General features: G+C 65.3%; 11 protein-coding genes. 1 reads left to right on the forward strand and 10 read right to left on the reverse strand.

Annotated features, from left to right (window positions below; genetic code table 11):
- Positions 1–53 precede the first annotated feature (53 nt).
- The gene (locus Y887_RS09025; protein WP_046964015.1) at positions 54–10,253 is read right to left on the reverse strand and encodes an autotransporter-associated beta strand repeat-containing protein; all 10,200 of its coding nucleotides are present in this window, start codon (positions 10,251–10,253) and stop codon (positions 54–56) included.
- Between the two features lie 704 nt (positions 10,254–10,957).
- Here Y887_RS09025 and Y887_RS09030 point away from each other — a divergent pair.
- The gene (locus Y887_RS09030) at positions 10,958–12,769 is read left to right on the forward strand and encodes an EAL domain-containing protein (protein WP_046964016.1); all 1,812 of its coding nucleotides are present in this window, start codon (positions 10,958–10,960) and stop codon (positions 12,767–12,769) included.
- Between the two features lie 109 nt (positions 12,770–12,878).
- Here Y887_RS09030 and Y887_RS09035 read toward each other — a convergent pair whose 3' ends face one another.
- From Y887_RS09035 to Y887_RS09075, 9 genes are all read right to left on the reverse strand, one after another.
- On the reverse strand, positions 12,879–13,799 hold the full coding sequence (locus Y887_RS09035) for a M14 family metallopeptidase (protein WP_046964017.1): 921 nt from the start codon (positions 13,797–13,799) through the stop codon (positions 12,879–12,881).
- Between the two features lie 779 nt (positions 13,800–14,578).
- The gene (locus Y887_RS09040) at positions 14,579–14,836 is read right to left on the reverse strand and encodes a KGG domain-containing protein (protein WP_005990975.1); all 258 of its coding nucleotides are present in this window, start codon (positions 14,834–14,836) and stop codon (positions 14,579–14,581) included.
- A 619-nt stretch (positions 14,837–15,455) separates the two neighbouring features.
- Positions 15,456–16,202 (reverse strand): uroporphyrinogen-III C-methyltransferase, encoded by a 747-nt coding sequence (gene cobA / locus Y887_RS09045; protein WP_181113337.1) that lies wholly within the window; start codon positions 16,200–16,202, stop codon positions 15,456–15,458.
- 65 nt (positions 16,203–16,267) lie between these two features.
- Positions 16,268–19,003, reverse strand: a complete 2,736-nt coding sequence (locus tag Y887_RS09050) for a nitrate reductase (RefSeq protein WP_046964061.1) — start codon at positions 19,001–19,003, stop codon at positions 16,268–16,270.
- Between the two features lie 59 nt (positions 19,004–19,062).
- On the reverse strand, positions 19,063–19,428 hold the full coding sequence (gene nirD / locus Y887_RS09055) for a nitrite reductase small subunit NirD (protein ID WP_046964019.1): 366 nt from the start codon (positions 19,426–19,428) through the stop codon (positions 19,063–19,065).
- Entirely contained in the window at positions 19,425–21,842 is a 2,418-nt protein-coding gene (gene nirB / locus Y887_RS09060) for a nitrite reductase large subunit NirB (protein WP_245879479.1), read from the reverse strand. Before nirB ends, nirD begins: the two co-directional genes overlap by 4 nt.
- Before the next feature lie 58 nt (positions 21,843–21,900).
- Entirely contained in the window at positions 21,901–23,070 is a 1,170-nt protein-coding gene (locus tag Y887_RS09065) for a nitrate/nitrite transporter (protein ID WP_181113334.1), read from the reverse strand.
- A 1,548-nt stretch (positions 23,071–24,618) separates the two neighbouring features.
- On the reverse strand, positions 24,619–25,692 hold the full coding sequence (locus tag Y887_RS09070) for a CmpA/NrtA family ABC transporter substrate-binding protein (RefSeq protein ID WP_046964022.1): 1,074 nt from the start codon (positions 25,690–25,692) through the stop codon (positions 24,619–24,621).
- A 4-nt stretch (positions 25,693–25,696) separates the two neighbouring features.
- A complete protein-coding gene (locus tag Y887_RS09075) occupies positions 25,697–26,269 on the reverse strand; it encodes an ANTAR domain-containing response regulator (RefSeq protein ID WP_046964062.1) in 573 nt (190 codons plus the stop codon).
- Positions 26,270–26,329: the final 60 nt, after the last annotated feature.

Consider the following 26,329-nt stretch of genomic DNA (forward strand, 5'->3'; position numbering starts at 1 on the left):
GTGAACAGCATTGCCGGCATGCCGGGGCTTTGTCATTCACTGCGAAGAGCCGATCAGAAACTCCAGCCCCAGGTCACCTGGCCGCCGTAGGCGGTCTGTCCATCGCCGCTGAGTCCTTGCAACGACAGCGACATACGGCTGCTGGGCGAGGTGATCAGGCTGACGCCCAACTCGCCGATGGCCGCATTCTTGGCCAGCGTGACGCTTTGCACCGAGAACTCCGAGCCGGTCCCGATGAAGCCAGCCGAGCGCTGCACCGCGCGATCGCCGAACGCATGCCGCCACCCCGCCGAGGCATAGAGTGCGGCCTGCTGGCCAAGCGCCCAACGTCCACGCACACCCAGGGTGCTGGTGGTGAACGCGTCCTTGCCACTGTCGACCGACAATCCTGCGATCCCACCGCGCTCGGTGAATCCATCGGTCTTCAGATGGGTGTAGTCGGCGGCAATGAACGGGCTGTACACCGCATTGCCGGTGCGCAGATTCCAGGACGCTTCCAGCGACACCGTCACCGCAGTGGCGTCGTACCGGCTGGTGAGCCGTTCCTCGAGTACGCCGGGCAGCACGACCCGGCGCGAGCCGTCCACGCTGTAGTCCGCATAGTCCACCGCGCCCTGCAGCGAGAATGCGGACCAATCGGCCTGGCCATACACACCGACATGCGTGCCGTCGATATCGGAGCGGTCGCCCCACTCGCGCGACCAGCTTTCGATGTCCTGGCTGCCCACCGCCACACCGAGCACGCTACGCTCGCCGATACGGCGTTCTGCACCGGCCATGATGCCGTTCTCTTCGCGGCGCACTGAAATTGCGTTGGCATCGCCGTCGACGCGATTGGGCAGGCTACGCCCGGTGATCCACACGGTGGTGTCGCCGATGCGCGTGTCCTGGCTGTCGCCACGCAGATGACTGCCGATGCCGCTGTTGAGGAAGCGGCTGTCCAGCATGGCGGTCGCGGTGCTGGCATGGCTTTCGCCCGACAGCGACGCGAAGGCGGTGGCGACTGCCTGCGGGTCGTCCGGCAGACGGACGACGGCCTGATACACCGGGCTATTGATCGACAGGCCGTCGACCGCTGCGGCAGCGGACTGCTGGTTGGGCGTGGTCACCGTATCCACCATGCCGACGGTGTTGCGCCCCAGCGACACCGACAACCCCGTTGCGCTGGTGCTGACGTTGGGATCGATAAACGCGTAGTCGGAGACGACGTTGGTGAATTGCCCGGTGAGTCCGCCAGCAGCGTTGATCACCGGAATCTCGGTGAACAATGGCAGGTCGGCCGCACGTACCAGCACCAGCGAGCTGCCCGGCGCCAGCGTGGCCGCGCCGCCTACCGTCACCGGGGTCACCACGCCGCCCGTGCCGGAGGTGACCTGCACCGTGGAGCCGGGGCCGATGGTGGCGTTGCCGCCTACATTGATCGTGCCGGTGGTGCCGCCGATGGCCAGGGTGCCGCCGGACGTGGTCAGGCTGCCGATGCTGCCGCTGCCGGTCAGCGTACCGCCCGGCCCGACCGTCACCGGCCCGCCGATCGCGGCACCGGGGTTGGCCGGGTTGCCGACGCTCAAGGTGCCCGCCGTGATGGTGGTCGGGCCGGTGAAGCCGCTGCTGTCTGCAGTGACCAGCAGCGTGCCGACGCCGTCCTTGACCAGGCTACCGGTGCCCGACAGCGTACCTGCGTAGGTGCCGTTGGCGTTCTGCGCGAACACCAGCGCGCTGGTGTTTGCGATGTTGCCCTGCAGGCTGTCGGTGTCGCCGATCAGGGTGCCCGCATTGATGGTGGTACCGCCGAGATACCCGTTGACGCCATCCAGCGTGACCGCACCGCTACCGTCCTTGATCAGCGCACCGCTGCCGGTGATGTTGCCCGCAAAGTTGCCATCGTCGGGCTGATCGAACACCAGCACCGCGTCGTTGAGGATGTTGCCCTGCAAGCTGGCGGTGGTGGCCTGCAGCGTGCCGCCTACAATGGAGGTGCCGCCGCTATAGGTGTTGAGACGGGCCAGCCTGAGCACGCCGGCGCCCCGCTTCACCAGGCTGCCGGTACCGCTGACAAGGCCGTTGAACACGCCGTCGGTGGCCTGTTCGAAGACCAGCGTGGCGTTGTTCACCACATCGCCCTGCAGGCTGGTGGTCGTACCGATCAAGCTGCCGGCACTCACCAGCGTGCCGCCGGTATAGGCATTGGCACCGGTCAGTTGCAGTGTGCCGCTGCCGGCCTTCTCCAGCGAGCCGGTCCCGCTGACCACGCCGGCATACACCCCGCCGGTGGTCTGGTTGAACACCAGTGCCGCATCGTTGACGATGTCGCCCTGCACGCTGGTGCTGTCGCCGATCAGGCTGCCGGCCGCAATCGTGGTGCCGCCGCTGTAGCCATTGGCACCGTTGAGCAACAGCGCGCCTGCGCCATCCTTGACCACGTTGCCGGTGCCGGTGATCGAACCGCTGAACACGCCATCGGCTGCCTGGTTGAACACCACGGTGGCATTGTCGACGATCGCGCCCTGCAAGCTCGCGCTAGTGCCTGCCAACGTGCCGGCATTGACCGTGGTGCCGCCGGTGTAACTGTTGCTGCCGTCCAGTGTCAGCGTGCCGGCGTTGGTCTTGATCAGTGCGCCGTTGCCGCCGATGGCACCCGCCAACGTCAGATCGGCCGGATTGTCGACGGTGAGCGCTGCGCCCAGGTTGACCGCATTGCCCAGCGCGGCGGCAATCGCGTTGCTGAGCACCGAATCGCCGGTCACCGACAATGTGCCGCTGCCCAAGGCAGTGTCGCTGCCCACCGCCAGCGTGCCGGCGTTCAACACGGTGCCGCCCGCGTAGCTGTTGTTGCCGTCGAGCGTCAGGGTGGTGGCGCCGTTCTTGATCAAGCCGCCCGCACCGCTGACCGGCCCGGACACGCTCAGGTCGTTGCTGCCGACCAGATTCAATGCGCCATTCAGCACCACCGCATTGCCTAGCGCCACTGCCTGGTTGCTATCGAGGCTGGTGCCGGCCGCTGCGGTCAATGCGCCGGTGCCCAGCGCCTGCGCATCACCCAGCACCAGCGTGCCGCCCCCGAGCAAGGTGCCGCCGGTGTAGCTGTTGGCTGCGTCGAGCACCAGGGTGCCGGTGTCGAGTTTCTGCAGTGCGCCTGCGCCGCCGATGGCGACATCGATCGTGCCGGTCACGCCGGGGTCGACGCGGATGATGGTGTTGGCGGCATTGGCGCTCAACGCACCGGCACCGCCATCGGTCAGCACATAGCCATCGGTGACGAACTGCATGCCGGTGATGCCCTGCGTGCCTTGTACGCCCACAGTACCGGCAGTGCCGGCGAACACCGCGAAGCTGTTCCGCCAGGTGTCGTTGGTCAGGCCGTCGATCGACGTCCAGTTGGTGCCGCCGGCCGTCCATGCAGCGCTGCCGCCATCGATACTGCCGTTGGCGACGGTTTGCGCACCATCCCAGAACTGCACGTTGCTGCCCGGCGCCAGCACCACCACGTTGACCTGCTGGGCCAGGGCGGTCTGCAGCGTCAGTTGGGTCGGGTCCACGGTGCCGGGCAACGTGCCGATGCCCAGGCCGTTGTCGGTCAACGCACCGCTGTAGTCGATCAGGCGATACACACCGGTGCCGAAGCCGCCGATGTCGGTGATGTTGAGCGTGCCATCCAGCGTGAGGTCGCCGTTGACCGCCAGCACACCGGTCTGGCTCGGGATGCCCAGGAACGCATCGAGCGTGGCGTTGGGCGCCATGCTCAAACTGCCGGTGGTCAGCACTGCGCCACTGCTCACCACCAGACGGCCGCCATTGTTGACGGTGACCGCCGCATCGACCACGCCGCTGCCGCTCAAGCTGCCACCGGCGCCAACGCTCAGGCCGCCAGCACTGGCCAGCGTGCCATCCACATCCAGCGTGCCACCGAGGATCTGCGTGGTGCCGCCCAGCGCACTGGTACCGGTGAGCTGCAGCGTGCCGGTGCCGACCTTGTCCAGGTTGCCGGCGCCGCTCAGGCTGCCCGCGAAGGTGCTGCCGACGTTGTTGACGCCCAGCTGCAGCGTGTTGCCGCCGAGGATGTCGACTGCGCCCTGCCCGGTCACGGCGCCCAGCGCTGCACTGCTGCCCAACGACAGCCCCGCACCTGCGGCGACATCCACTGCGCTGGCGGCACCCAGGTTGCCGGTGGCCGAGGTGGCAAGCACACCGGCCTGCACCGCCACCGGGCCGCTGAAGCTGTTGGTGCCGGACAAGGTCAACGTGCCAAGCCCGATCTTGGTGAGCGCACCGGCGCCACTGAGCGTGCCGATCAGTGCCAGATCCGCGGCGCTGGCGATGGTCAGGTCCGCCCCCAGGTTGACGCTGTTGCCCAGCGCCAGCGCGATGGCATTGCTCAAGGTGGAGTTGCCCAGCACCGACAGGCTGCCGACACCCAGGGCAGTGTTGCTGCCCACCGCCAGCGTGCCGGCGTTCAACACGGTGCCGCCCGCGTAGCTGTTGTTGCCGTCGAGTGTCAGGGTGGTGGCGCCGTTCTTGATCAAGCCGCCCGCACCGCTGACCGGCCCGGACACGCTCAGGTCGTTGCTGCCGACCAGATTCAATGCGCCATTCACCACCACCGCATTACCTAGCGCCACTGCCTGGTTGCTATCGAGACTGGTGCCGGCCGCTGCGGTCAACGCGCCGATGCCCAGCGCCTGCGCGTCCCCAAGCACCAGCGTGCCGCCAGCGAGCGAGGTGCCACCGGTGTAACTGTTGGCTGCGTCGAGCACCAAGGTACCGGTGTCGAGTTTCTCTATGCCACCGGTGCCGGCGATGGCGACATCGATCGTGGCGGTGGCTCCCGGGTCGACGCGGATTGCGGTGAGCGGGTTGGTCACCGCCAGCGTGCCCGCACCGGCATCGGTCAACAGGTAGCCATCGCTCGCAAACTGCAGGCCGCCGATGTTCTGCGTGCCCTGCACGCCGACGGTGCCGGCAGTGCCGGAGAACACGGCAAAATCGCCCTGCCAGGTGCTGTTGGCCGAGCCGTCCTGGCCGGTCCAGTTGGTGGCAGCGCCCCACACACCCGAGCCGCCATCGACGCTACCGTTGGCCGTGGTCTGCACGCCGTCCCAGAACTGCACGATGCTGCCCGGCGCGCTGACCACCAGGTTGATCTGCTGGCCGATCGCGGTCTGCAATGCCAGTTGGCTGATATCGACGCTGCCGGGAATGCTGCCGAACAGCATGCCGTTGTTGGTCAACACGCCCGTGTAGTCGATCAACCGATACACGCCGGAGCCGAAGCCGCCGATGTCGATGACATTGAGCGTGCCGTCCAGGGTGAGATTGCCGTTGACCGCAAGCAGGCGCGTGTTGCTGGGCGTCGCCAGCGACACGTCCATCAAGGCGCCCGGTGACAAGGTCAGCCCGCCCATGCTGAGTGACGCACCGCTGCTCAATGCCAGCCGGCCGCCATTGCCGATGGTCACATCGCTGCCGATGCTGCCGCTGGGACCGGTACCTGTGAGCGTGCCGCCAGCCGCGACAGCCAACGCGCTCGTGCCGAGGCTGCCCACCACGTCCAGGGTGCCGCCGCTCACCTGGGTGGCGCCGCCGATCACGCTGGTGCCGAGCAGGTTCACGGTGCCCGGGCCGACCTTGTCCAGATTGCCGCCACCGCCCAGGCTGCCGGCGAACGTGCCGCTGCCTAGCTGCAGGGTGGCGCCGGCATCGGTATCGACGCCACCCGCACCGGTGAGTGCGTTGATCAATCCGCCGTTGGTCAGGTTCAAGGATGCGCCGGCTGCCACATCGACGTTGCTTGCGTTGCCGAGCGATGCGGCCGTGCTGGCCACCACGGTGCCGGCCTGGATCGCCAGCGGGCCGGTATAGGTATTGGCGCCGCTCAGCGTCAAGGTGCCGAGGCCGCTCTTGGTCAGCGCGCCCGCGCCGCTGATGGTCCCGCTGGCCAGCATGTCGGCCGCGTTGTCGACGGTAAGCGCTGCAGACAGATCGATGCCATTGCTCAGGGCCACCGCGATTGCATTGCTCAGCACCGAATCGCCGGTCACCGACAAGCTGCCGGTACCGAGCGCGTTGTCGGCCCCCACCGCAATCGTGCCGGCGTTGAGCGTGGTGCCGCCGCTATAGCTGTTGCTGCCATTGAGCGACACGGTGGTGCTGCCGTTCTTGACCAGGCTTCCGGTGCCGCTGATGGTGCCGTTCAAGGCCAGGTCGTTGCTGCCGATCAACGAGAGCTGGCTGTTCAATTGCACGCTATTGCCGACAGCAAGCGCAGTGTTGGCATCCAGTTCGGTAGCGCCACTGACCAAGAGTCCGCCCACGCCCAAGGCTGCAGCGTTGCCCAGCACCAGCCGGCCGGCATCCAGGGTGACGCCGCCACTGAAGGTGTTGGCATTGCCCAGGGTCAGTGTTGCCGTGCCCTGCTTGGCGAGGCTGCCGGCGCCGCTGATCACGCCGTCCAGCGCGATGTCCTGCGTGCCGGGCAGCGTCAGTGCGCCGTTCAAGGCCAGTGCATTGGCCAACGTCACCGACGTGGTGGCATCGAGCGTCGTGCCGCCCGCAGCGGTGAGCGTGCCCGTCCCCAATGCCGTGTTGCTGCCGACCGCTAACCCGCCTGCCTGCAGCTGCAACCCGCCACCCCAGCTGTTGTTGCCGGTGAGCGTGAGCGTCTGCGTACCGCTCTTGATCAGGCTGCCTGCACCATCGATCACGCCATTGAGCGTGAGCGCCTGACCGTCGATGCCGAGCGCACCATTGAGCGTGACGGCGTTCTGCAAGCTTGCAGCGATCGCGGCGCTGAGCAGCGTGCCATCGGCCGCAATGAGCGCACCGCTACCCAGCGCCGTGTCACTGCCGACGATCAGCGAACCCGCATTCAACAGCGTGCCGCCGACATAGCCATTGTTGCCGGTCAGCGTCAACGCGCCGGTGCCCTGCTTGATCAGGCTGCCCGCACCGCTCACCGTGCCGGTCAGGTCCAGCGCGTTGTTGCCGGTCAGCGACAGCGCACCGTTCAAGACGACGTCATTGCCCACCGTCGCTGCGGTGGTCGCCTGCAACTGCGTGCCGTTGGCAGCGGTCAACGCGCCGCTTCCCAAAGCCGCGCCACTGGCGATCAGCAATGCGCCCGCATTGAGATCCACGCCGCCGGCAAACGTATTTGCACCGGTCAGCGTCAGCGCAGCGCCGCCGTTTTTCACCAGGCCGCCGGCACCGCTGACGCCTCCATTGAGCACAAGGTCCTGGCTGCCGCCGAGCGATAGATCGGCAGTCAACACGACGTCGTTGGCGAGCACGCGTGCAGCAGTGCTATCGAGCTGGCCGCCGGCAACGGTGAGGCTGCCCGTGCCCAGTGCCGCATCGCTGCCCAGCACCAGGCTGCCTGCAGTCAGCAGCGTGCCACCGGTGTAGGTGTTGTTTCCCGTCAGGGTCAGGCTGGCGGGGCCGAGTTTGTCCAGGCTTCCGACACCGTTGATGCTGCCATTGAGCGTCAGCGCGTTGCTGCCGCCGATGCTGACCAACCCTGTCAGCGCGATGGCATTGGCAAGCGTGCTCACCGCGAGGGTATCCAGCGTGGTGCCGGCCGCTGCGGTCAATGCGCCAACACCCAGTGCCGTGTCGCTGCCGATGACGAGCTTGCCCGTGCTCAGCGAGGTGCCGCCGGTGTACAGATTGTTGCCGCTGAGGATGAGATCGCCGCTACCGGTCTTGACCAGGCTGCCGGCACCGCTGATGCCACCGCCCAGCGTCAGTGCCTGCGCGCCATTGAGCGTCAACGCGTTGCTGTTCAATGCGACGGCATTGGTCAGCGTGGTGGGCGTCGTGCCCTGCAGATTGGCGTTGCCGCTAAGGCTGAGTGCGCCGGTGCCGAGCGCCCCGTTACTGGTCACCTGCAAGGTGCCGCCGGCAAGCGTGGTGCCACCGCTGTAGGTGTTCAAACCACCGAGCGTGAGCGTGCCGGTGCCGAGCTTGCTCAACGCACCGGTGCCGCTGATCGAACCACTCAGGTTCAGGGCGGTGCCATTGCTGGCCACGCCCAGATTGCCGGTGAGCGCAAACGCATTGCCCAAGGTCACCGCAGTGCCTGCATCGAGCACACCACCGCTGGCGGTCAAGGTACCGGTGCCCAGTGCAGCATTGGAGCCGACCACCAGGCGCCCGTTGCTCAGCGTGGTGCCACCGGTATAGCCGTTGGTATTGCTCAAGGTGAGATCGCCGGCGCCGCTCTTGGTCAGGCTGCCGCTGCCATTGATGGCGCCGCCAAGGGTAAGTGCCTGCGCGCCGGTCCATGTCAATGGCCCGGCAAGATTGACGGCGTTGTTCACTGCCAGCGATGCGCCGGTGCTGAGGCTGGAGGCGCCGGTGACATTCAACGCGCCGGTGCCCAGTGCGGAGGCGGTCCCAAGTTGCAGGGTGCCCGCTGCCAGCGTGGTGCCGCCGGTATAGGTATTGAGGCCGTCGAGCGCCAGCGTCCCGGTGCCGGTCTTGTTGATGCCGCCGGCGCCGGCAAGCGCACCGGTCAGGGTGAGTGCATTGCCACTGGCACCCAGGCCCAGCGTGGTCGTGAGTGCGAACGCATTGTTCAAGGTCAACGGTGCGGTGGTGTCCAGCAACCCGCCTGCTGCAGTGACGGTGCCGGTGCCGAGCGCGCCGGAGGTTTCCAGCACCGTGGTGCCCGCGCTCAGCGTGGTGCCGCCGGAATAGGTATTGGCGCCGCCAAGCGTGAGCGTGCCCGTGCCGCTCTTGTTGAGCGCACCGACTCCGCTGACCACACCGCCGAGCCGCACGGTATTGGTCCCGCCAATGCCCAGGTTGCTGTTCAACACAAAGGCGTTGGCCAAATTGAGGGCGGCACCGGCCAGCAGGCTCCCACCGGAGGCGGTGACGGTCCCTGTTCCCAGCGCGGCGTTGTTGCCCGCGGTCAGTGTGCCCGCATTCAAATTCACGCCACCGCTGAAGGTATTGCTGCCGGTGAGGTTCAATCCGCCGGTGCCGGCCTTGGTCAGTGCCCCCGCCCCCGTCAGCGTGCTGCCAATCGTCAGCGCGTTGGTGCCCTGCACGGTCAAACCGCCTGCCGCAAGCGCAATGCCACCTGCCGGTGCCAGCGTCAGCCCGGCAGCGGTGGCTTCGAGCGTGCCGCCGTTGGCCGCGATCGTCGTGCCCAATTGCGCAGGCGTCGCAAATTGCAGGACACCGCCATTGAGCGCGCTGCTGCCAAAGTTGCTCGCGCCGCCCAGGGCCCAGGTACCGCTATTGACGCGCAGGCTGCCGAAATTGATGTACTGATCGGTGCTTGCCGTGCCGGCACCGGTCACTCCGCTGCCGGTTCCGGTGGCTGAATTCTGCAGGATCAGCGTGTTGGTTCCTCCCGCACCGCCATCCACCACGCCGGTGCTTGCAAAGCTCAGCAAACCGCCTGGGCCAAGCAATTCCAGTCCGAGTCCGCCAGCGCGGTTGATGCTACCGCCCGTGACTGCGGTGAAGGTATTGGTGCTGTTGGCCCCCATCGACACGCTGCCGTTGATGGTGCCGGAATTGACGAAACTGTTGCCGGTGGCCGAACTCTGGAAGCCGACGCGGCCCTCGATGGTGCCGGTATTGACCGCATTGACGGTGCCACCGCCACTGACGGCGATCACCGGTGTGTCGGCGCCCAGCAACGAAAGATTGAGCAGCGACCGGCTGGTGATCGATCCGGCATTGTTGATCTGCACGACGCCATTGCTGGCAGAGGTCATTCCCAACGCCATACCGTCGAGATTGAGCAGGTTGGCGCCCAGCACCCCGCCAGTCCCGTAGATGGTGCCGCTGGCAAGATTATTGGCAACCACCGATGTCGAACTTGCATTGCCCATGCTGACGCCGGTACTCAACACCGACAGCAAGCCAAGTACGGATGGATCGATGGTGCCGCTGTTGTTGAGCGTGGCATTGGTACCGGTGAGCGCGATGGCGGTACCGCCCAGCAAGCCTGCGGTCATCTGCGTGCCAGAAGCCACGTTGATGGTCAGATTATTCGCGCTGCTGGAAAAGGCATTGCTGGTGATCGGCAGACCGCTGCAGGTGACTGTCGCGCCGGCGGCAGGCAATGCGGGCGTACATGCCCCCCAGGCCAATGCGGGAGCGGCGGCCCCCACCACCAGAACCACCAGACCCGGCAATGCACGACGCGTTGCGCCGGGCTTCCGTCGACGCCGCACCAGCTCATGCGTCACGACCCAATTGCCGATGGCTGCGTTCCAGACCAGCGCAAATGCACGATTCATTCTGACTCCCCTGAGTGACCGCGATAGATCAGCGCACACGGATATGCGCGCCTTCGAAAGACGTAGGTGGATAAAGCGATTCCACGATTTTGAAGCGTGACTCGCTTCAGGCTGATCGTTTAAAGACGAGATCGATTAATACCAATCCTTGGTAGTGGGCTGCCAAATTAATAGGCGAATCGACTCAATTTAACTGTGCTGAGTATCACTAACCAAAAACACTTCTATTACACGGACATAAACTGCGCACCTGTTTACTCGCGCCCGCTTAACGTTAGACCATGGCTGTTATTTGACAACGCAAAGGCATTCGTGGCGGGCGCTACCGCCCAATTCCCATACTTTCCGGGATGCACACGACAATTAATTAGTCGAGTCCGCATTTTCAAGCGAACTGGTGCATATCCGTCTTCGTGACAGCGGGCCGAACCTTCTTAATCAATAATCGCGCAATTATTCCGCACTGCTCAACAAGACATGCCTTCCCAATGGTCCTCACGAGTCCGTTTGGGTCGATAAAACCACTTGGTGGTCGACGCTGGCCAGTGGAATGCTGTATTTGTAGTCGCCAGGCATGAAGTGAGACGCGCAGCGCCTATCGATCAATGCTGTGCTTGCTCATGGATGGCCAATTTTGATGTCAGCTTGGTCCTGTTCGTCACCTAGTGATGACCTCGGTTTGTTTCCAGTAGCCCCTGCAGTGTGTGATCTTCAACACGGACCCTGACGACATGACGCTTGCTTCGGGAGACAAATCACCGGATCGCCAATTCGACTGGTCCGGCGTGCCGATCGACCTCGGCGGGATGGAGCCGCTCGAACAGATCGCTCGCCTGCTCTGCCATGCGCTGGTCGCACCCGCGGCGGCACTGACCATTACCGAGGCCGGCCGCATGCGGGTGCTCGCATCGCGTGGCATCAGCACCCACCAGGTCGAGCAAGCCATCGCATTGTGCAAGCGTGCACCTGCCGCCGCCAACGGGGTGACGGAGCTGATCGAACACGCCGCACTTGAGCCGATTCAACTCGGAGACGCCGCGTTCCCCGGGCTGCCTGCGCGCTTTATCGCCTGCGTCCCGGTCGGTGCACCGCAAGCAGGCATTACCGGCACGCTCTGTGTGATCGACACGCGCGAGCGCTGCCTTGCCAGCCAGGAGCATCAGCAGCTGCTGATGTTTGCCAACGTGGCCGCTGCGCAGCTGGAGCTGCAGTTCGGTGCGGGCCGACGTGAGCCGCATAGCGGCCTGCTCAACGCGCGTCAGCTGCAATCGGACCTGGACGCCCTGGCCTTCGGCAGCCACAGCGTGCCGACCATCGCGGCCTTTATCGAGGTCTACGACACCCAGGCGGCCAATGAGGCACGCCAGGCGCTGGGGATGCAGCCGCTGGAAGAGCTGATCCGGCATGCCAGCTACGTACTGACCCGCGCCCTGCGCGGCAAGGCCACCGTCTATCACGTCGCCCCGATGCGCTTTGCGTTTTTCCTGCTCAATTCAGCGCCCGACGAGATGGAAGACCTGTTGCTGGATTTGCGTGACATGCTGCACAAGCCGGTGGATGCCGCCGGGGTGCCGATGTCGCTGACGTTCCATGCCGGTGTGGTGCGCTTTGCACCGCAACAACCGGATACCAACGATGTGATGCGCAAGGGCCTGGTATCGCTGGGCGATGCCATCAGCAACAATGCGGTGATGTGCTGGTATAGCGCATCGCAGGACGACGCGATCCAGCGCTCGTATCGGTTGGCGCTGGATGCGGAAAAGGCGCTGGACGCTGGCGATTTCCGGTTGGTATTCCAGCCACGCATCGACCTGCAGGATCTGTCGGTCGTCGGGTTCGAAGCGCTGCTGCGCTGGCAGCATGCCAGCCTGGGCCCGATCGGCCCGGACGAGTTCATTCCGTTGTTCGAAAAGACCGCGCTGATGTGCACGGTCACCAACTGGGTGATCGAAAGCGCATTGATGCAACTGGCGCAGTGGCGATCGCAAGGCCTGGATTTTTCCATCTCGATCAATTTGTCCTCGCGCGATTTCGGCAACATCAATCTAGCCGCCGATGTGATCAATCGCTGCCAGGACCTGGCCATCCCCACCACCCGGATCGAGCTGGAAATCACCGAAGGCCGCTGGTTGCGCAGCAATGTCGAGGCCATTCCGCGGCTGCGCGCATTGCGCGACGCTGGCGTCAGCGTGGCCATCGACGATTTCGGTACCGGCTACAGCAATTTCGGCTACCTCACCGAACTGCCGGTCAATGTGCTCAAACTGGATCGCTCGCTGGTCACCGGCATTGCCAACAAGGTCGGCATGCAGATGCGCGCAGAAGCGGTGGTGCGACTGGCCAGCGCGCTGGGCTACCGCACCGTTGCCGAGGGCATCGAGCATGCCGACGAGATTGCCTTGCTGCGCAGCTGGGGCTGCGATGAGGCGCAGGGATATCTGTTGTCCAGGCCGATTGAGGCACACCTGGTTGCAGCCTATGTGCAGGACGCCAACGCGCAGCGGCGCCTGCCCTGACGCAGTGCCGAGTGGTTGCGCTGGTCACTTGCCTGCCGATACCGTCTGCCCGCAATCGGCACCAGACGGCTCGAGCACGTCGCGAGCACGCGCAGCAGCCTGCGTCGTTTCACGCCTGTGAAAGCGCGTAATCCAGTGCCGCACAAATCGCCGCAACCTGTGCGGCATTGCACTGCTGCGGCGTTGCGCGCGGGCTGTCCGGATACACCTCGGTGGTAGTGCGATAGCGCGCATCGGTGACCCCGGCACACAGGCCAAGGCGTCGCACCGGGTAATTGATCACGCCATGGCCGGTGACCGGCGCGCCGATGATCTGCCCCTGCGCATCGGCCGGTGCGATATGGGTGACCTGCTCCACCGCCGCGATCACCGCCTGTTGAAACGCCGCTTGCGGGTCTTGGCTATCGCCCACCAGATAGAACCCGTCCGGAATGCTGCCAGGCACGAACGGTATGCCGTCGCGCGCCGCCAACGCAGGACGGAACTCGCTTTCGTCGCTGTCGGTGGTTTCGTGCAGGTCGATATGTACCAGCATGTTGCCGCCAGTTGCGGCGACCAGTTGCATCAAGGCCGCCGATTCCGCGGCTGGACTGTTGTCGCGAAATGAGCGGTTCGGATCGATCGCCTCGGCGTTCCAGCGTTGGACACGCTCATAGCCCCAGGGATTGACGCACGGTGCAACCAGCAGGTTGATCCTGCCCGCATAATCGGCAGCGCGTTGCTGCAAGAACAGCAGCGCGCCCTGCACGCCACTGGTTTCATAGCCATGCACGCCGCCGGTCACCAGTGCGCACGGCAGCGTGCTGTCCCACACGGCACTGCGCAATGCCAGCAGCGGGTAATGCGCAGGGTCCGCGTCGATGGTGCCGTAGTGCACGCGTTGGTAGCGCTCATCCAGTGACTCGATGACCCGTACCACCTCCGCTGCGTAACTGCGCTGCACCGCCTGACGCGCGCGCCATGCACTGCGTTCGCCATCGCCCCACGGCTGGCCAGGAGTACCGATCGGATAATCGAGATGCGTTGTCATGATCCGCTTGCGTTGCCAAAGAACGGTCAAGGGTAAGCGCTTGCCGCGCAGAAGCAAAAAGCCCTGCAGCGCGTGCCTTCGTGGGGCCGACCGTATCGGCACCTGCGGATTGCGTCTTGGCGGGGTGACTGAGGTGGCGTCGCGAATCGCACACCTTTCGATCCCCTCGGGCGGATGCGCAACCGGCCAATGCACCATCGCGGCTCCTGCCGGAGATTCTGCGCGAAGACGCGATGTATCTCGACATCCGACCCTCCTGGCCGCGCCCGACAACGCGATCTACGTGCCGATCTCCGGGTGATCGAACAGGCGGCTGGCCATCGCGCCTTCGACGATTGCCTTGGAGGCGGTCGTTCCGCATGGCTTGGCCGCGCGCGGCCGTCCTGTCCCTGATGTGCTGCTTGTCGTCGATAGCAGGATGTTTCGGCGCCAGCGTCACCGCGTGGCAGCGCTTGCGAGGTCTGCAAATTCTGCCGACGCCGGAACACCCCGCAGCGGAAACCGGAAAATTTGCCCTGCAATCGATAGTGGGCGCAGCCAAAGCTGCAAAAATTTCCGAGGCGTTAATAACGCGTTGCACATCAACCAGTTAGGGCTGCACTAGTGAAGACGCCGAGGTAATCGCCGTCACCGAGGTCATCCGGGTGCAATCGATTGTTTGTGCGCGCATGCATCCAGGCGACTTGCGCCCTAAAAAAACAGCAGGCCCTGCGCTTTTCAGCGCAGGGCCTGCGCCCCCTGAATCACCGACGGCATGCGATTGCATGCCGTGCCGTTGATTACGCGGATTCTTCCTGCGGCTTGGCCTGCTTGGATCGCCCGCCCTTGCTGCCGATACGCGACATATGATCGCGATCGCGGCTCACTGCCTGGCCGCCTTTCCGACCTGCTTCCCGTGCCTCGTCGCTAGTGAATTCGTGTGCGTTGCCGCTGGCGTGCGCAGCCTTGCCGCCGCTGCTGGCCAGCACACGACGCTTCTCCGGGTCCAATGCGGCGAAGCCGCGCCGGCTACGAGTACTGTTCTGTCCGTCTTCCACTGTGCCTCCTCTCGATGCATCGGGTACGTCATTCGGTGAGGAGCTCAACGCAACATTCGTGCCAACCCGCAAATGCAGGCCAAATGGTGGCAAACGAGCACATGCAGGAAAAAACCGCTGCGCTCGTTGCGCAAATCTTGCACACCTCGCCAGGCAAACAATGGCTCCAGCGCATTGCGAGTGGTTAGCGCTACCAGTGGTGGCGCAGTGACTGCCGACGGCTGCCTGATGCTTGGGTGGCATGCACGCGTGCATGTTGGGGAACGGCATCATCTGCGGGACGCACGCTACGGAGCGACGCGCCCGGTACTGTGCCCTGCTGTATCGGATAGTGGACGCATGCGCAAGATGAGCTGACAGGGCGCAGCGCGCTTGCTGCAGGCGTAGCGCCCGCAGGAGCGTCCTTGGAGCATCGTAGATGCCGGCTTCATGCGCCGTCGCGCGGCCGTAGGCAGGGGTGCAATACGTCTACGCGCTGTGCGGCTGATCAATCAGCGATCAAGACCGCACACTTCCCGCATCGGGGTAAGGCTGTTGCAACACAATCGCTGGCGCCGTTATGCGCGTCTGATTGGCGCATGCCACGCCGCACGATACCAGGCGGCATGAGACGCCACGCCTACCCAGCCGCCTGCTGCTGCGCCGCACCGACGCGATCGTCGCAGGCCAGCGATGCCTCGGACAATGCATCGCCCACCAACAGCAAGGTGGGCAGACCTGGCAGTAATTCTGCCGCCGTGGTTCCCAGCTCGCCCAGCGTGGTCAGCCTGCGCTGCTGCTCCGGCCGCGTGGCCGCCTGCACGATGGCGGCCGGCGTGCTGGCCGGAAGATGCAGTAGCAACGCCGTGGCCAACGCGTCGGCGCGGCGCAATCCCATGTAGATGCCCAGCGTTGTACCGCTGGCCGCCAGCGCCCCCCAGTTCGGCTCACCATGGTCGTGCGTGTGCGCGGTGACAAAGGTGATGCCATGGCAGTGGCTGCGGTGCGTCAATGACACCTCCAGCGATGCTGCGGCCGCGAACGCAGCGCTCACGCCATTGATCACCTGCACGCCCACGCCGGCGCGGCGCAGGAAGTCGATCTCTTCGCCCGCGCGGCCGAACAACAACGCATCACCGCCCTTGACCCGCACCACGCGCAAACCCTGCAACGCGTAACGCCGCATCAGCCGGCAGATGAACTCCTGCGGCGTGGAGCGGCAACCCCCGCGTTTGCCGACGCGGATCACGCGCGCCTGCGGTGCCAGCTCGACGATGTCGGGGTTGGCCAGGTCGTCGAGCAGCAGCACCTGCGCCACTGATAGCGCCTTGACCGCCTTGATGGTGAGCAGTTCCAGATCGCCGGGGCCGGCAGACAACAACACCACATCACGCGCGCAGGACGGTCTGACTGACATGAGAGATCTCGCAGTGTAGGGACGGGTGAGGTGCATCAGGCCAGCCGCGGTTGGCGACACAGCCGGGTCAGTTGCGGAACGCAGGAACCGCAGACGGTGCCGCAGCCCAGGCGTTGCTTGAGCTGGGCGACGTCGGCACCGTCGTCGATGGCGGCGCGGATCGCAGCGGCCGAGACATGCATGCAGGTACAGACGATCGGGTCGCTGGGTGCGGCGCGCGTCTGGGCGAACACCGCCAGCCGGGCACCCGGCCAGGGCTTGCCGGCCAATGCGACCGTCAGCAGCGATTGATTGGCATCGCTGGGTTGTGCGGCGGTCAGCAGCAGGCCATCGATATGGCTGTGGCCGTCCTGCATGCGCCAACCGACGCGGCGCATCAATCCACGGCGCAGGTCGCGGTACTCCAGGACGTCGGCGCCAGCGGGCAATTGCAGCGCAGCGACCAGGCGATCGATCCACGCGGCATCGGGCGCGCGCGCGCAGGCAGCGTGCAGTACCGCCCACTGCCCTGCGTTATCGGTCAATGGCTCGGCATTCAGGCGCAGGCTCGCATAGCCACACTCGCGCAGCAGCGGTTGCAGTGCCTGCTGCAAGGCCAGCGCATCGCCGCGGCGTGCCGCCAGCAGGTGCCAGCCGAACACCGCCTTCTCCACACGCACGGCGGCGTGCTTGAGCTCGGGCTGGTGTGAGCGTGCATCCACCGCCGGCGTGCTGACTTCGTTGATGCCGCCGCTGGATAGCGTCTGTCCGCTCCAGTGCATCGCGGCAAAAACGGTGCCCGAGCGCAGCTCTTCCGACAGTTCCAACGGCAGCACCAGTCCACCGCGTTTACTGGCGATCTGTACCAACTCGCCGGCCACCAGCCCGCGGCGTGCGGCATCGTCCGGGTGCATGCGCAACGAGGGGTCCGGGCTGTGCGCATAGGCCGCGGCCACGCGCCCGGTGCGCGACATGCCATGCCACTGGTCGCGCAGGCGACCGGTGAGCAGGCGCATCGGAAAGCGGGCCGACGTGGCCTCGGCCACCTTGCGATACGGCGTTGCATGAAACCGCGCACGGCCATCGGCCGTGGCGAACACCCCATCGGGATAGCGTCGCGCCAGCCCTTGCGTGGCGCCTGCGGGGAACGGCCATTGCTGCGGGCCATTGTCCAACACAGCGTAGTCCAGCCCTCCGATGTCCAGGTCGCGCCCTACCGTCAACCCACGGTGCTCGTCGAAGACCTGTGCGGTGCTGTCGAAGGCGAACAGGCCGGCGCCGGTGGCCGGGGCCAGCCGCGCCTCCAGTCGACGGGCGACTTCATTGGCAATCCACCAATCGGCACGCGCCTGCCCGGGTGCTTCCACCGCCTTGCGCACGCGGGTGATGCGGCGTTCGGAATTGGTCACCGTGCCGTCCTTCTCGCCCCAGCTGGCCGCCGGCAGCAAGACGTCGGCATAGGGCACGGTGTCGGTGCCGGAGAAGGCGTCCTGCACGATCACCAGTTCGGCCTGTTCCAGTGCGGCGCGAATGCCCGCCACGTCCGGCATCGAGTGCACGGGGTTGGTGCAGACGATCCACACCGCCTTCAGGCTGCCGGCGCGCAGCCGCTCGAACAACTCCACCGCCGGCGCGCCGGGACTGGACGAGATGCGCCCCGCAGGCACGCCCCACAGCCGCTCCAACTCGGCACGATGGTCCGCATTGCCGATTTCGCGGTGCGCCGCCAGCATCGTCGCCATGCCGCCCACTTCGCGCCCGCCCATCGCATTGGGTTGGCCGGTCAGCGAAAACGGCCCTGCGCCCGGCTTGCCGATCTGTCCGGTCGCCAGATGCAGGTTGATCAACGCAAGATTCTTGTCGGTGCCGTGCGCCGACTGATTCAGGCCCATGCAATACAGCGACAGCGCTGCCGGGCTGCGCCCGAACCACTCGGCCGCCTGCACCAGGTCCTCGTGCGAGATTCCGCAGATCTCGGCGCTCATGCGCGGGGTGTACTCGCACAGCATCCGCTTGAGGGCATCGAACTCCCGCGTGCTTGCCGCAACGAAGCGCGCATCCACCAGACCCTCCCAGATCAGGTGATGCAGCATGCCGTTGAACAAGGCGACGTCGGTGCCGGGTTCGATCGCCAGGTGCAGGTCGGCCATGGCCGCGGTATCGGTGCGCCGCGGGTCGATCACGATCCAGCGAATGTCCGGGTTGCGTGCACGCGCGTCTTCCAGCCGGCGAAACAGCACCGGATGCGCGTACGCCATGTTGCTGCCGGCAAACAGCACGGTGTGCGCCAGCTCCAGATCTTCATAGCAGGTCGGCGGGCCATCGGCGCCGAGCGCCAGCTTGTAACCGGTGACCGCGCTGGACATGCACAGGCGCGAATTGGTGTCGATGTTGTTGGTGCCGATCAGCCCCTTGGCCAGCTTGTTGAAGACGTAATAGTCCTCGGTGAGCAGCTGCCCGGACAGATAGAACGCCACCGCATCCGGGCCATGTTCCTGGATGATGGCGGCCAGCTTGCTGCTGACATGCTGCAGCGCCTGATCCCAGCTCACCGGCGCACGCGATGCCTGTCGATGCCGGCGCAACTCCGGCGCAAGGACGCGCCCCTGCGTGCTTGCAACGGTCTGCGGCAACGCCAGCCCCTTGCTGCACAGGCGGCCGTGATTGGCCGGATGCTGCGGGTCGCCTTCGATGCCGACGATGCGTTCGCCATCGCTATCGTGCGTGCTGTGAATCAGCACGCCACACCCCACGCCGCAATAGCAACAGGTCGAGCGCGTGATGCGATGCATCGGCCCTGCCGTCTGTGGCTGCGCCGCGCTGGCAGGCGACGGTGGCTGCAGGCCTTCGCTCATGTTGCCGGCTCGGTCACGGCATCGTCCTGCTCTACCGGCTGCAGGACGATCCACACTGCCTCGGCCTCCACCTTGATCGGATAGCGCGGCGCGCAGCCCACGTCCGGCGCGCAGGCCTGCCCGCTCTGCAAGCCGATCGCCCAGCCATGCAGGGGACAGGTCACGGTGTCGCCAGCCACGATGCCTTGCGACAACGGCCCACCCTTGTGCGGGCAACGGTCGCGCAGCGCAAACACCTGATCGCTGGCAGTGCGGAAGATGGCGATCGCCGGCAGTCCATCGACCTCCAGCACGCGTGCGCCCAGCACCGGCAAGTCCTGCAGCGCGCACACGCGCACCCATGCGTGATTGTGCATGCTCATTCCTCCACCGTCGCAGCTGGCGCAGCGATGCGCAGCGGTTGGTATTCCTGACGCCGCTCGCCGGCGATGCGCGCCTTCCATGGGTCGACCAGGCCTTCCAGCGAATACAGCAGGCGCTCGTACAGCGCACGTCGGTTGGCTGCGTCGTCCACCACCTGCGCACGGATGTAGTCCAGGCCCACGCGCGCGATGTAGTGCACGGTGCGGTCCAGGTAATACGCCTGCTCGCGATACAGCTGCAGGAATGCGCCGGTGTACTCACGCACTTCCTCGGCAGTGCTCACCTTGACCAGAAAGCGCGCCACCTCGGTCTTGATGCCGCCGTTGCCGCCCACATGCAGCTCCCAACCCGAATCCACTGCGATGATGCCCACGTCCTTGATGCCGGATTCGGCGCAGTTGCGCGGGCACCCGGACACCGCCAGCTTCACCTTGTGCGGGCTCCACATATTGGCCAGCATGGTTTCCAGATCGATGCCCATCTGCGTGCTGTTCTGGGTGCCGAAGCGGCAGAACTCGCTGCCCACGCAGGTCTTCACCGTGCGGATCGACTTGCCGTAGGCATGGCCGGAAGGCATGCCCAGATCGCGCCAGACATCCACCAGATCCTCTTTCTTGACGCCCAGCAGATCGATGCGCTGGCCGCCGGTCACCTTGACCATCGGCACCGCGTATTTGTCGGCGACATCGGCGATGCGGCGCAGTTCGCCGGCGTTGGTCACCCCGCCCTTCATCTGCGGAATCACCGAGAAGGTGCCGTCCTTCTGGATGTTGGCGTGCGCACGCTCGTTGATGAAACGCGATTGCGGGTCGTCGATGGCCTCATGCGGCCAGGTCGACAGCATGTAGTAGTTGACCGCCGGCCGGCAGGTGGCGCAGCCGTTGGGCGTGCGCCATTCCATGAAGGCATAGGCCTGCGCGTGGGTCAGCAGCTTGTGTTCGGCAATGGCGCGCCGCACCTCGCCGTGACTCAGGTCGGTACATGCGCAGACCGCCTTGGTTTTCGGGGTTTCCTGGAAGTTGGAACCCAGGCAGTTCATCAGGATCTGTTCGACCAGGCCGGTGCACGACCCGCAGGAACTGGCGGCCTTGGTGTGCTTTTTCACCTCGTCCACGGTGAACAGGCCTTGCTCGCTGATGGCTTTGACAATCGTGCCCTTGCACACGCCATTGCAGCCGCAGACTTCGTCGCTGTCGGACATCGCGCTGGCGCGGTCCTGGCCGCCGGTACCAGCGTCACCCAGCGCGCTTTCGCCGAAGATCAGCTGATCGCGTTGCGCCTGGATCGGGGTGCCGTCCTTGAGCAGCTTGAAGTACCAGCCACCGTCGCTGGTGTCGCCATACAGGCATGCACCCACCAGCACATCGTCGCGGATCACCAGCTTCTTGTAGACGCCGCCGGCCGGGTCTGACAACACGATCTCCTCGCAGCCATCGCCGCCAATGAAATCGCCTGCCGAAAACAGGTCGATGCCGGTGACCTTGAGCTTGGTCGATGCCACCGAGCCGCGATAAATGCCGATGCCGAACTGCGCCAGATGATTCGCACACACCTTGGCCTGCTCGAACAACGGCGCCACCAGGCCATAGGCAATGCCACGATGGTTTGCGCACTCGCCCACTGCGTACACGCGCGGGTCGAAACTCTGCAGGCTGTCGTTGACCACGATGCCACGCGAGCAATGGATGCCGGCCTCTTCGGCAAGGCGCGTGTTCGGGCGGATGCCGGCGGCCATCACCACCAGGTCGGCGGGGATCTCGCTGCCATCGGCAAACTTCACCCCGATCACCTCGCCCTGCGCGTTGCCCAACAGTGCGCTGGTGGCGGTGTTCAAACGGAACTCCAGTCCGCGTGCGCGCAATGCCTGTTGCAACAGATTGCCGGCCACCGGGTCGAGCTGGCGCTCCAGCAACCAACCAGCCAGATGCACCACGGTCACGTCCATGCCGCGTACTTTCAGACCGTTGGCCGCTTCCAGGCCAAGCAGGCCGCCACCGATCACCACCGCGTGCTGCCTGGTACGCGCGGTGTCGATCATGGTGCGGGTGTCCTGGATATCGCGGTACCCGATCACGCCTTTCAATTCATTGCCGGGAATCGGCAACACGAACGGCACCGAGCCGGTGGCGATCAGCAGCCGGTCGTACTCGGCTTCGGTACCATCGGCGGCAATCACGCGGCGACGCACGCGGTCGATGCGCGTGACTTGCTTGTTCAAGTGCAGATGGATCCCGTTGTCCCGGTACCACTGCAACGGGTTGAGCACGATATCGTCGAACTCCTGCTCGCCGGCCAGCACCGGCGAAAGCAGGATGCGGTTGTAATTGGGATGCGGCTCGGCGCCGAACACCGTGATGTGGTACATGCCCGGCATCAGCTTGAGCAATTCTTCCACGGTGCGGATGCCGGCCATGCCGTTGCCGATGACGACGAGTCTGGGTTGCTTCATTGCCTGGATTCCTGTCGACATGTCAGACGCGCGCCGCGCCGGCGGTGGACCATTCGCTGCGCCACTGGGTCTTGACCCCGGCCAGCAACGCCCAGCCGCCCAAAGCGAACGCCGCGAACAGCCACATGCCCACTGCATAGCTGCCGGTGTGCTGCTTGAGCACACCCAGGCTCGCGGCCAGCGCAAATCCGCCGATGCCCCCGGCCATGCCGATCAACCCGGTCATGACGCCGATGTCCTGACCAAAGCGTTGCGGCACCAACTGAAACACCGCCCCATTTCCAGCGCCCAGACACAGCAGCGTCAGCACGAACAACGCCAACGTCAGCGTGGCGCCACCCGCACCGAACCCGGCGATGCCCACCAGCGTGGCAACCAGCAGATACACGGTGAGCAAGGCACGGGTGCCGCCGACGCGATCGGCGATGACGCCGCCGAGCGGCCGCATCACCGAGCCAGCCAGCACACAGGCGGCCGTGGCCCAGCCCGCAGTACGTGCATCGAAGCCGAACTGGTCGTGGAAGTAGCCCGGCAACGCGCTCGCAAAGCCGGAAAACCCGCCAAAGGTGATCGCATAGAAGAACATGAAGCGCCACGCATCGCGGTTACCCACGAGCACGCGGCCGTAGTCGGACCATTGCTTGCGTGCGACCGGGGTCGGCGCCTCCTTGGCGATCGACGCAAACACGATCAGCGTCAGCACCAATGGAATGCACGCCAGCCCGAACACGTTTTGATAGCCGAATGCGGCGGCCAGCATCGGCGCAAACAACGCAGCCAGCACCGTGCCGGAATTGCCTGCACCGGCAATGCCCATCGCGGTGCCCTGATGCTCGGGCGGATACCAGCGCGATGCCAGCGGCAATGCCACTGCAAACGAGGCGCCTGCAATGCCAAGCAAGACGCCCAGCATCAACACCTGCCCCATGCTGTCGACGCCCAGTTGCCAGGCACCAAACAGCGCCGCGATGACCGCAAGCTGGGCAAGCATGCCGGCACGCTTGGCACCAATGCGATCGGCAAACATGCCCAGCACCAGGCGCAGCACCGCGCCGCACAGGATCGGCACGGCCACCATCAAGGCGCGCTGCTGCGTGTCCAATCCCAGCGCTTGCGCAATCGGTACCTGCAACGGCCCGAGCAGATACCACACCATGAAGCTCAGGTCGAAATACAGGAAGGATGCGAACAAGGTGGGCGTGTGCCCGGATCGCCAGAACGAGCGCTGCATAGAGACCTCTTCGAGTGCGATGGTCAAAAAAAACGGCGCCCCTCCGGTAAACCGGAAGGACGCCGTTGTCCTGGTGCGTGCGGATCGCCGTTGAACCGCTGCACCGTGTACGTGTTGTTGCAGGCACGCCGTTGCGCCTGCAGGTGAGCATTACGCAATCAGCGTGCCAACTCTTTCAACAGTGCACCGCATCGCCGCAAGTCGTTGAAAAATCGAAATTTCGGCGCACTTCTCGAAAATCCGCAAGGGCGTCTCGGCAGGCAAAGATGGCTTGCCACTCCCGTCTTTCGTGCGGCCATGCACCAATAGCGTGCGCCGTCCATTTGATTGTTCCCAAGGCAAGAGCACCATGCCGCACTCAGCGCTCCAGCTGCAGCCAGGCGGCGGAGCCAGGGCTGCAGCTGCACGCTCCAACCACTGCGAAACACATGGTGTGTCGCGGCGTTGCGTCGCTAGGGCTGCAGGCAAACTGCCGGGAGCGTCGAGGGGGCGGTGCGCGGTGCCCTCGCCGCTCGCGGGACACGCTGCGCCCCATCCATGGACGCTCCGTGGCGGCACCCCTGCCGCCACAGGGTCCCGCAAGCGGCGAGGACACTGCACAACAACGTTGGCCGGTCGCGTTGTTGAAGACCCACACACCAGCCATCTTGCATGGTCCTTGCCCGACTACCGCTGCGGGACCTTATGCGGCATGGATGCCGCATAAGAGCCTCCATGGATGGATTTACGGCGTGTCCCGCGGCGGTGGGCGGGCGAGGGCCATGCAGGAAAGCCACAGCGATCGGCCATCTGCAAGCATCACCCGCACCATCCAACTATTTCGAAATAGACGAGAGAACGATGCGTCTCGTTGTAATGCGCTAGGTACGTCGAGGATGCGGTGCCCTCGCCGCTCGCTGGACACGCTGCGCCCCATCCATGGACGCTCCGTGGCAGCAAGGACACCGCACCACAAGGTTGGCCGGTCGCTTTGTTGAAGACCCGCACACCGGCCATCTTGCATGGTCCTTGCCCGACTACCGCTGCGGGACCTTATGCGGCATGGATGCCGCATAAGAGCCTCCATGGATGGATTTACGGCGTGTCCCGCGGCGGTGGGCGGGCAAGGGCCCTGCAGTAAAGCCACAGCGATCGGCCCCCTCTGCAAGCATCATCCGCACAATCCAATTATTTCGAAATAGACGAGGTAACGATACGTCTCGCCGTGATGCGCTGGGACGTCGATGATGCGGTGCCCTCGCCGCTCGCGGGACACGCTGTGAATCCATCCATGGACGCTCCGTGGCGGCATCCATGCCGCCACAGGGTCCCGCAAGCGGCGAGGACACCGCATCAGACCGTTGCTCGGTCGCTCTGTTGAAAACCGCGCACAGCACCATCTCCACGTGCCCTTGCCTGCTTACCATTGGGGACCTTATGCGGCATGGACTCCGAACAAAGGCCTCCATGAATTGATACACGGCGTGTCCCGCTGTGGTGGCCGGGCAAGGGCCCTGCGCGAAAACCCTGTCAGTCGTCGCTCGGTGTATCGAACAACCGATTGCGCCGATGATCGCCATCCGGCACGGCCACACCCACGCGTGCCGCAGCAAGGCGAAAGTTGTCCAACCGATGGATGTCGCGCAGCCGCGCGATATCGTCGTCGTGGATGTCGTGCCATCCCCAGCGGTGGAACTGGCCCAGGAACCACTCGCCATCCGATAGCCACGGCATGTTCACCGTGCCATTGCGGTGGAAGGCCAGCGCGCTGGCATCGCTCGCCTGATCAACTGCATCGGCATCCAGGCATGCTGCCAGGTGCGTCGCCGATACGCCGATGTGCGCAGGCTCCGCCAGCCACTGCGCGCATTGCGCGCGGTTGGCTGCGGCAGCATCCAGCCAGCGGCAGGCTTCCAGCACGCAGGCGGTCAGTCGTTCGGTCAGCTCCGGCTGCAAGGCCGCAAATTCGCGCCGGCAGGCCAACACCTTCTCCGGATGACCGGGCCACAGGCGACCACTGCCGATCACCCGCACGCCGCTACCCTGCGCCTGTGCCACGGCCGCCCACGGCTCGCCGGAGCAGTAGCCATCGATCAGCCCGCTGGCCAGTGCCTCGGGCATCTGCGGCGGTGGAATGCTGAGCACATCGACATCGCGCATCGGGTCCACTCCACCTGCGGCCAGCCAGTAGTACAGCCACAACGCATGGGTGCCGGTGGGAAAGGTCTGCGCAAATACCGCGCGTCGCCCAAGGCGCTGCAGCGCCTGCGGCAGGCTCTGGCCATCGCCCAGCGCCTGCGCCAACGCCGGTGCCACGGTGATCGCCTGGCCGTTATGGTTGAGCGTCATCAGCAACGCCATCGCGCATTGCGGCCCGGCAATGCCCAGATCGATGGCGTACACCTGGCTCGCGAGCGCATGCGCCGCCTCCACCTCGCCCGCCAGCAGACGGTCACGCACGCCGGCCCAGGAGGCCTGCCGTTGCAGGTCCAGTTGCAGGCCGTACTTACGATCCAGGCCCAGCCGCTGTGCGGCAATCAACGGCGCGCAATCGATCAGCGGCATGTAGGCCACGCGCAGTACGGGGAGTTCGGCTTGGCTCATCTGTTCATCCCAACAACTCGGCCATGGCCACGATGCGTCGCGCCACTTCGGCCAGCTTGACGCCCTGCTTCATCGCCTGCTGGCGCAGCGCGGCGTACGCCTCAGCCTCGCTGAGGCCACGTTTTTGCATCAGCAGACCCTTGGCGCGGTCGATCTGCTTGCGGTCCTGCAATGCCTGCTGCACATCGTCCAGGCGTTTGCGCATGCTGCTCTCGTGCGCAAACCGGGCCAGCGCTACCTGCACGATCGGCGCCAGCCGCGCCGGTGCCAGGCCGTCCACCACGTACGCGGTGACGCCAGCCCCCACCGCAGCATGGATCAAGGCATCGTCGCCATCGCCGGAAAACATCACCACCGGGCGCGGCGCATGGGTATGCAGCATCGATAACTGCTCCAGCGTATCGCGCGAAGGCGAATCCACGTCGATCACCACCACGTCCGGCTGCTGGCTCTGCACTGCATGCAGCAACGCACTCACCGATGCCACATCGTCGAGCACCGTGTAACCGGCACGCGTCAATGCCTGGCGCAGTTCGCCGATGGGCTTTTCGGTATCGTTGACCAGCAAAACACGCATTGGCGGCGGCGGGGCGTGTGGACGTGGGCCGATGGTGCCATGCAACATGCCGTCGGTGCG

This window comes from Xanthomonas pisi DSM 18956, from assembly GCF_001010415.1.
Taxonomy (GTDB): Bacteria; Pseudomonadota; Gammaproteobacteria; order Xanthomonadales; family Xanthomonadaceae; genus Xanthomonas; species Xanthomonas pisi.

What these genes read in the sequence shown, in the direction of transcription:
- Y887_RS09070 (WP_046964022.1), bottom strand. Translation starts at nt 25,692, where the DNA reads ATGAGCCAAGCCGAACTCCCCGTACTGCGCGTGGCCTACATGCCGCTG.
- Y887_RS09075 (WP_046964062.1), bottom strand. Translation starts at nt 26,269, where the DNA reads ATGCGTGTTTTGCTGGTCAACGATACCGAAAAGCCCATCGGCGAACTG.
- Y887_RS09050 (WP_046964061.1), bottom strand. Translation starts at nt 19,003, where the DNA reads ATGCATCGCATCACGCGCTCGACCTGTTGCTATTGCGGCGTGGGGTGT.
- nirB (WP_245879479.1), bottom strand. Translation starts at nt 21,842, where the DNA reads ATGGCCGGCATCCGCACCGTGGAAGAATTGCTCAAGCTGATGCCGGGC.
- Y887_RS09035 (WP_046964017.1), bottom strand. Translation starts at nt 13,799, where the DNA reads ATGACAACGCATCTCGATTATCCGATCGGTACTCCTGGCCAGCCGTGG.
- nirD (WP_046964019.1), bottom strand. Translation starts at nt 19,428, where the DNA reads ATGAGCATGCACAATCACGCATGGGTGCGCGTGTGCGCGCTGCAGGAC.
- Y887_RS09025 (WP_046964015.1), bottom strand. Translation starts at nt 10,253, where the DNA reads ATGAATCGTGCATTTGCGCTGGTCTGGAACGCAGCCATCGGCAATTGG.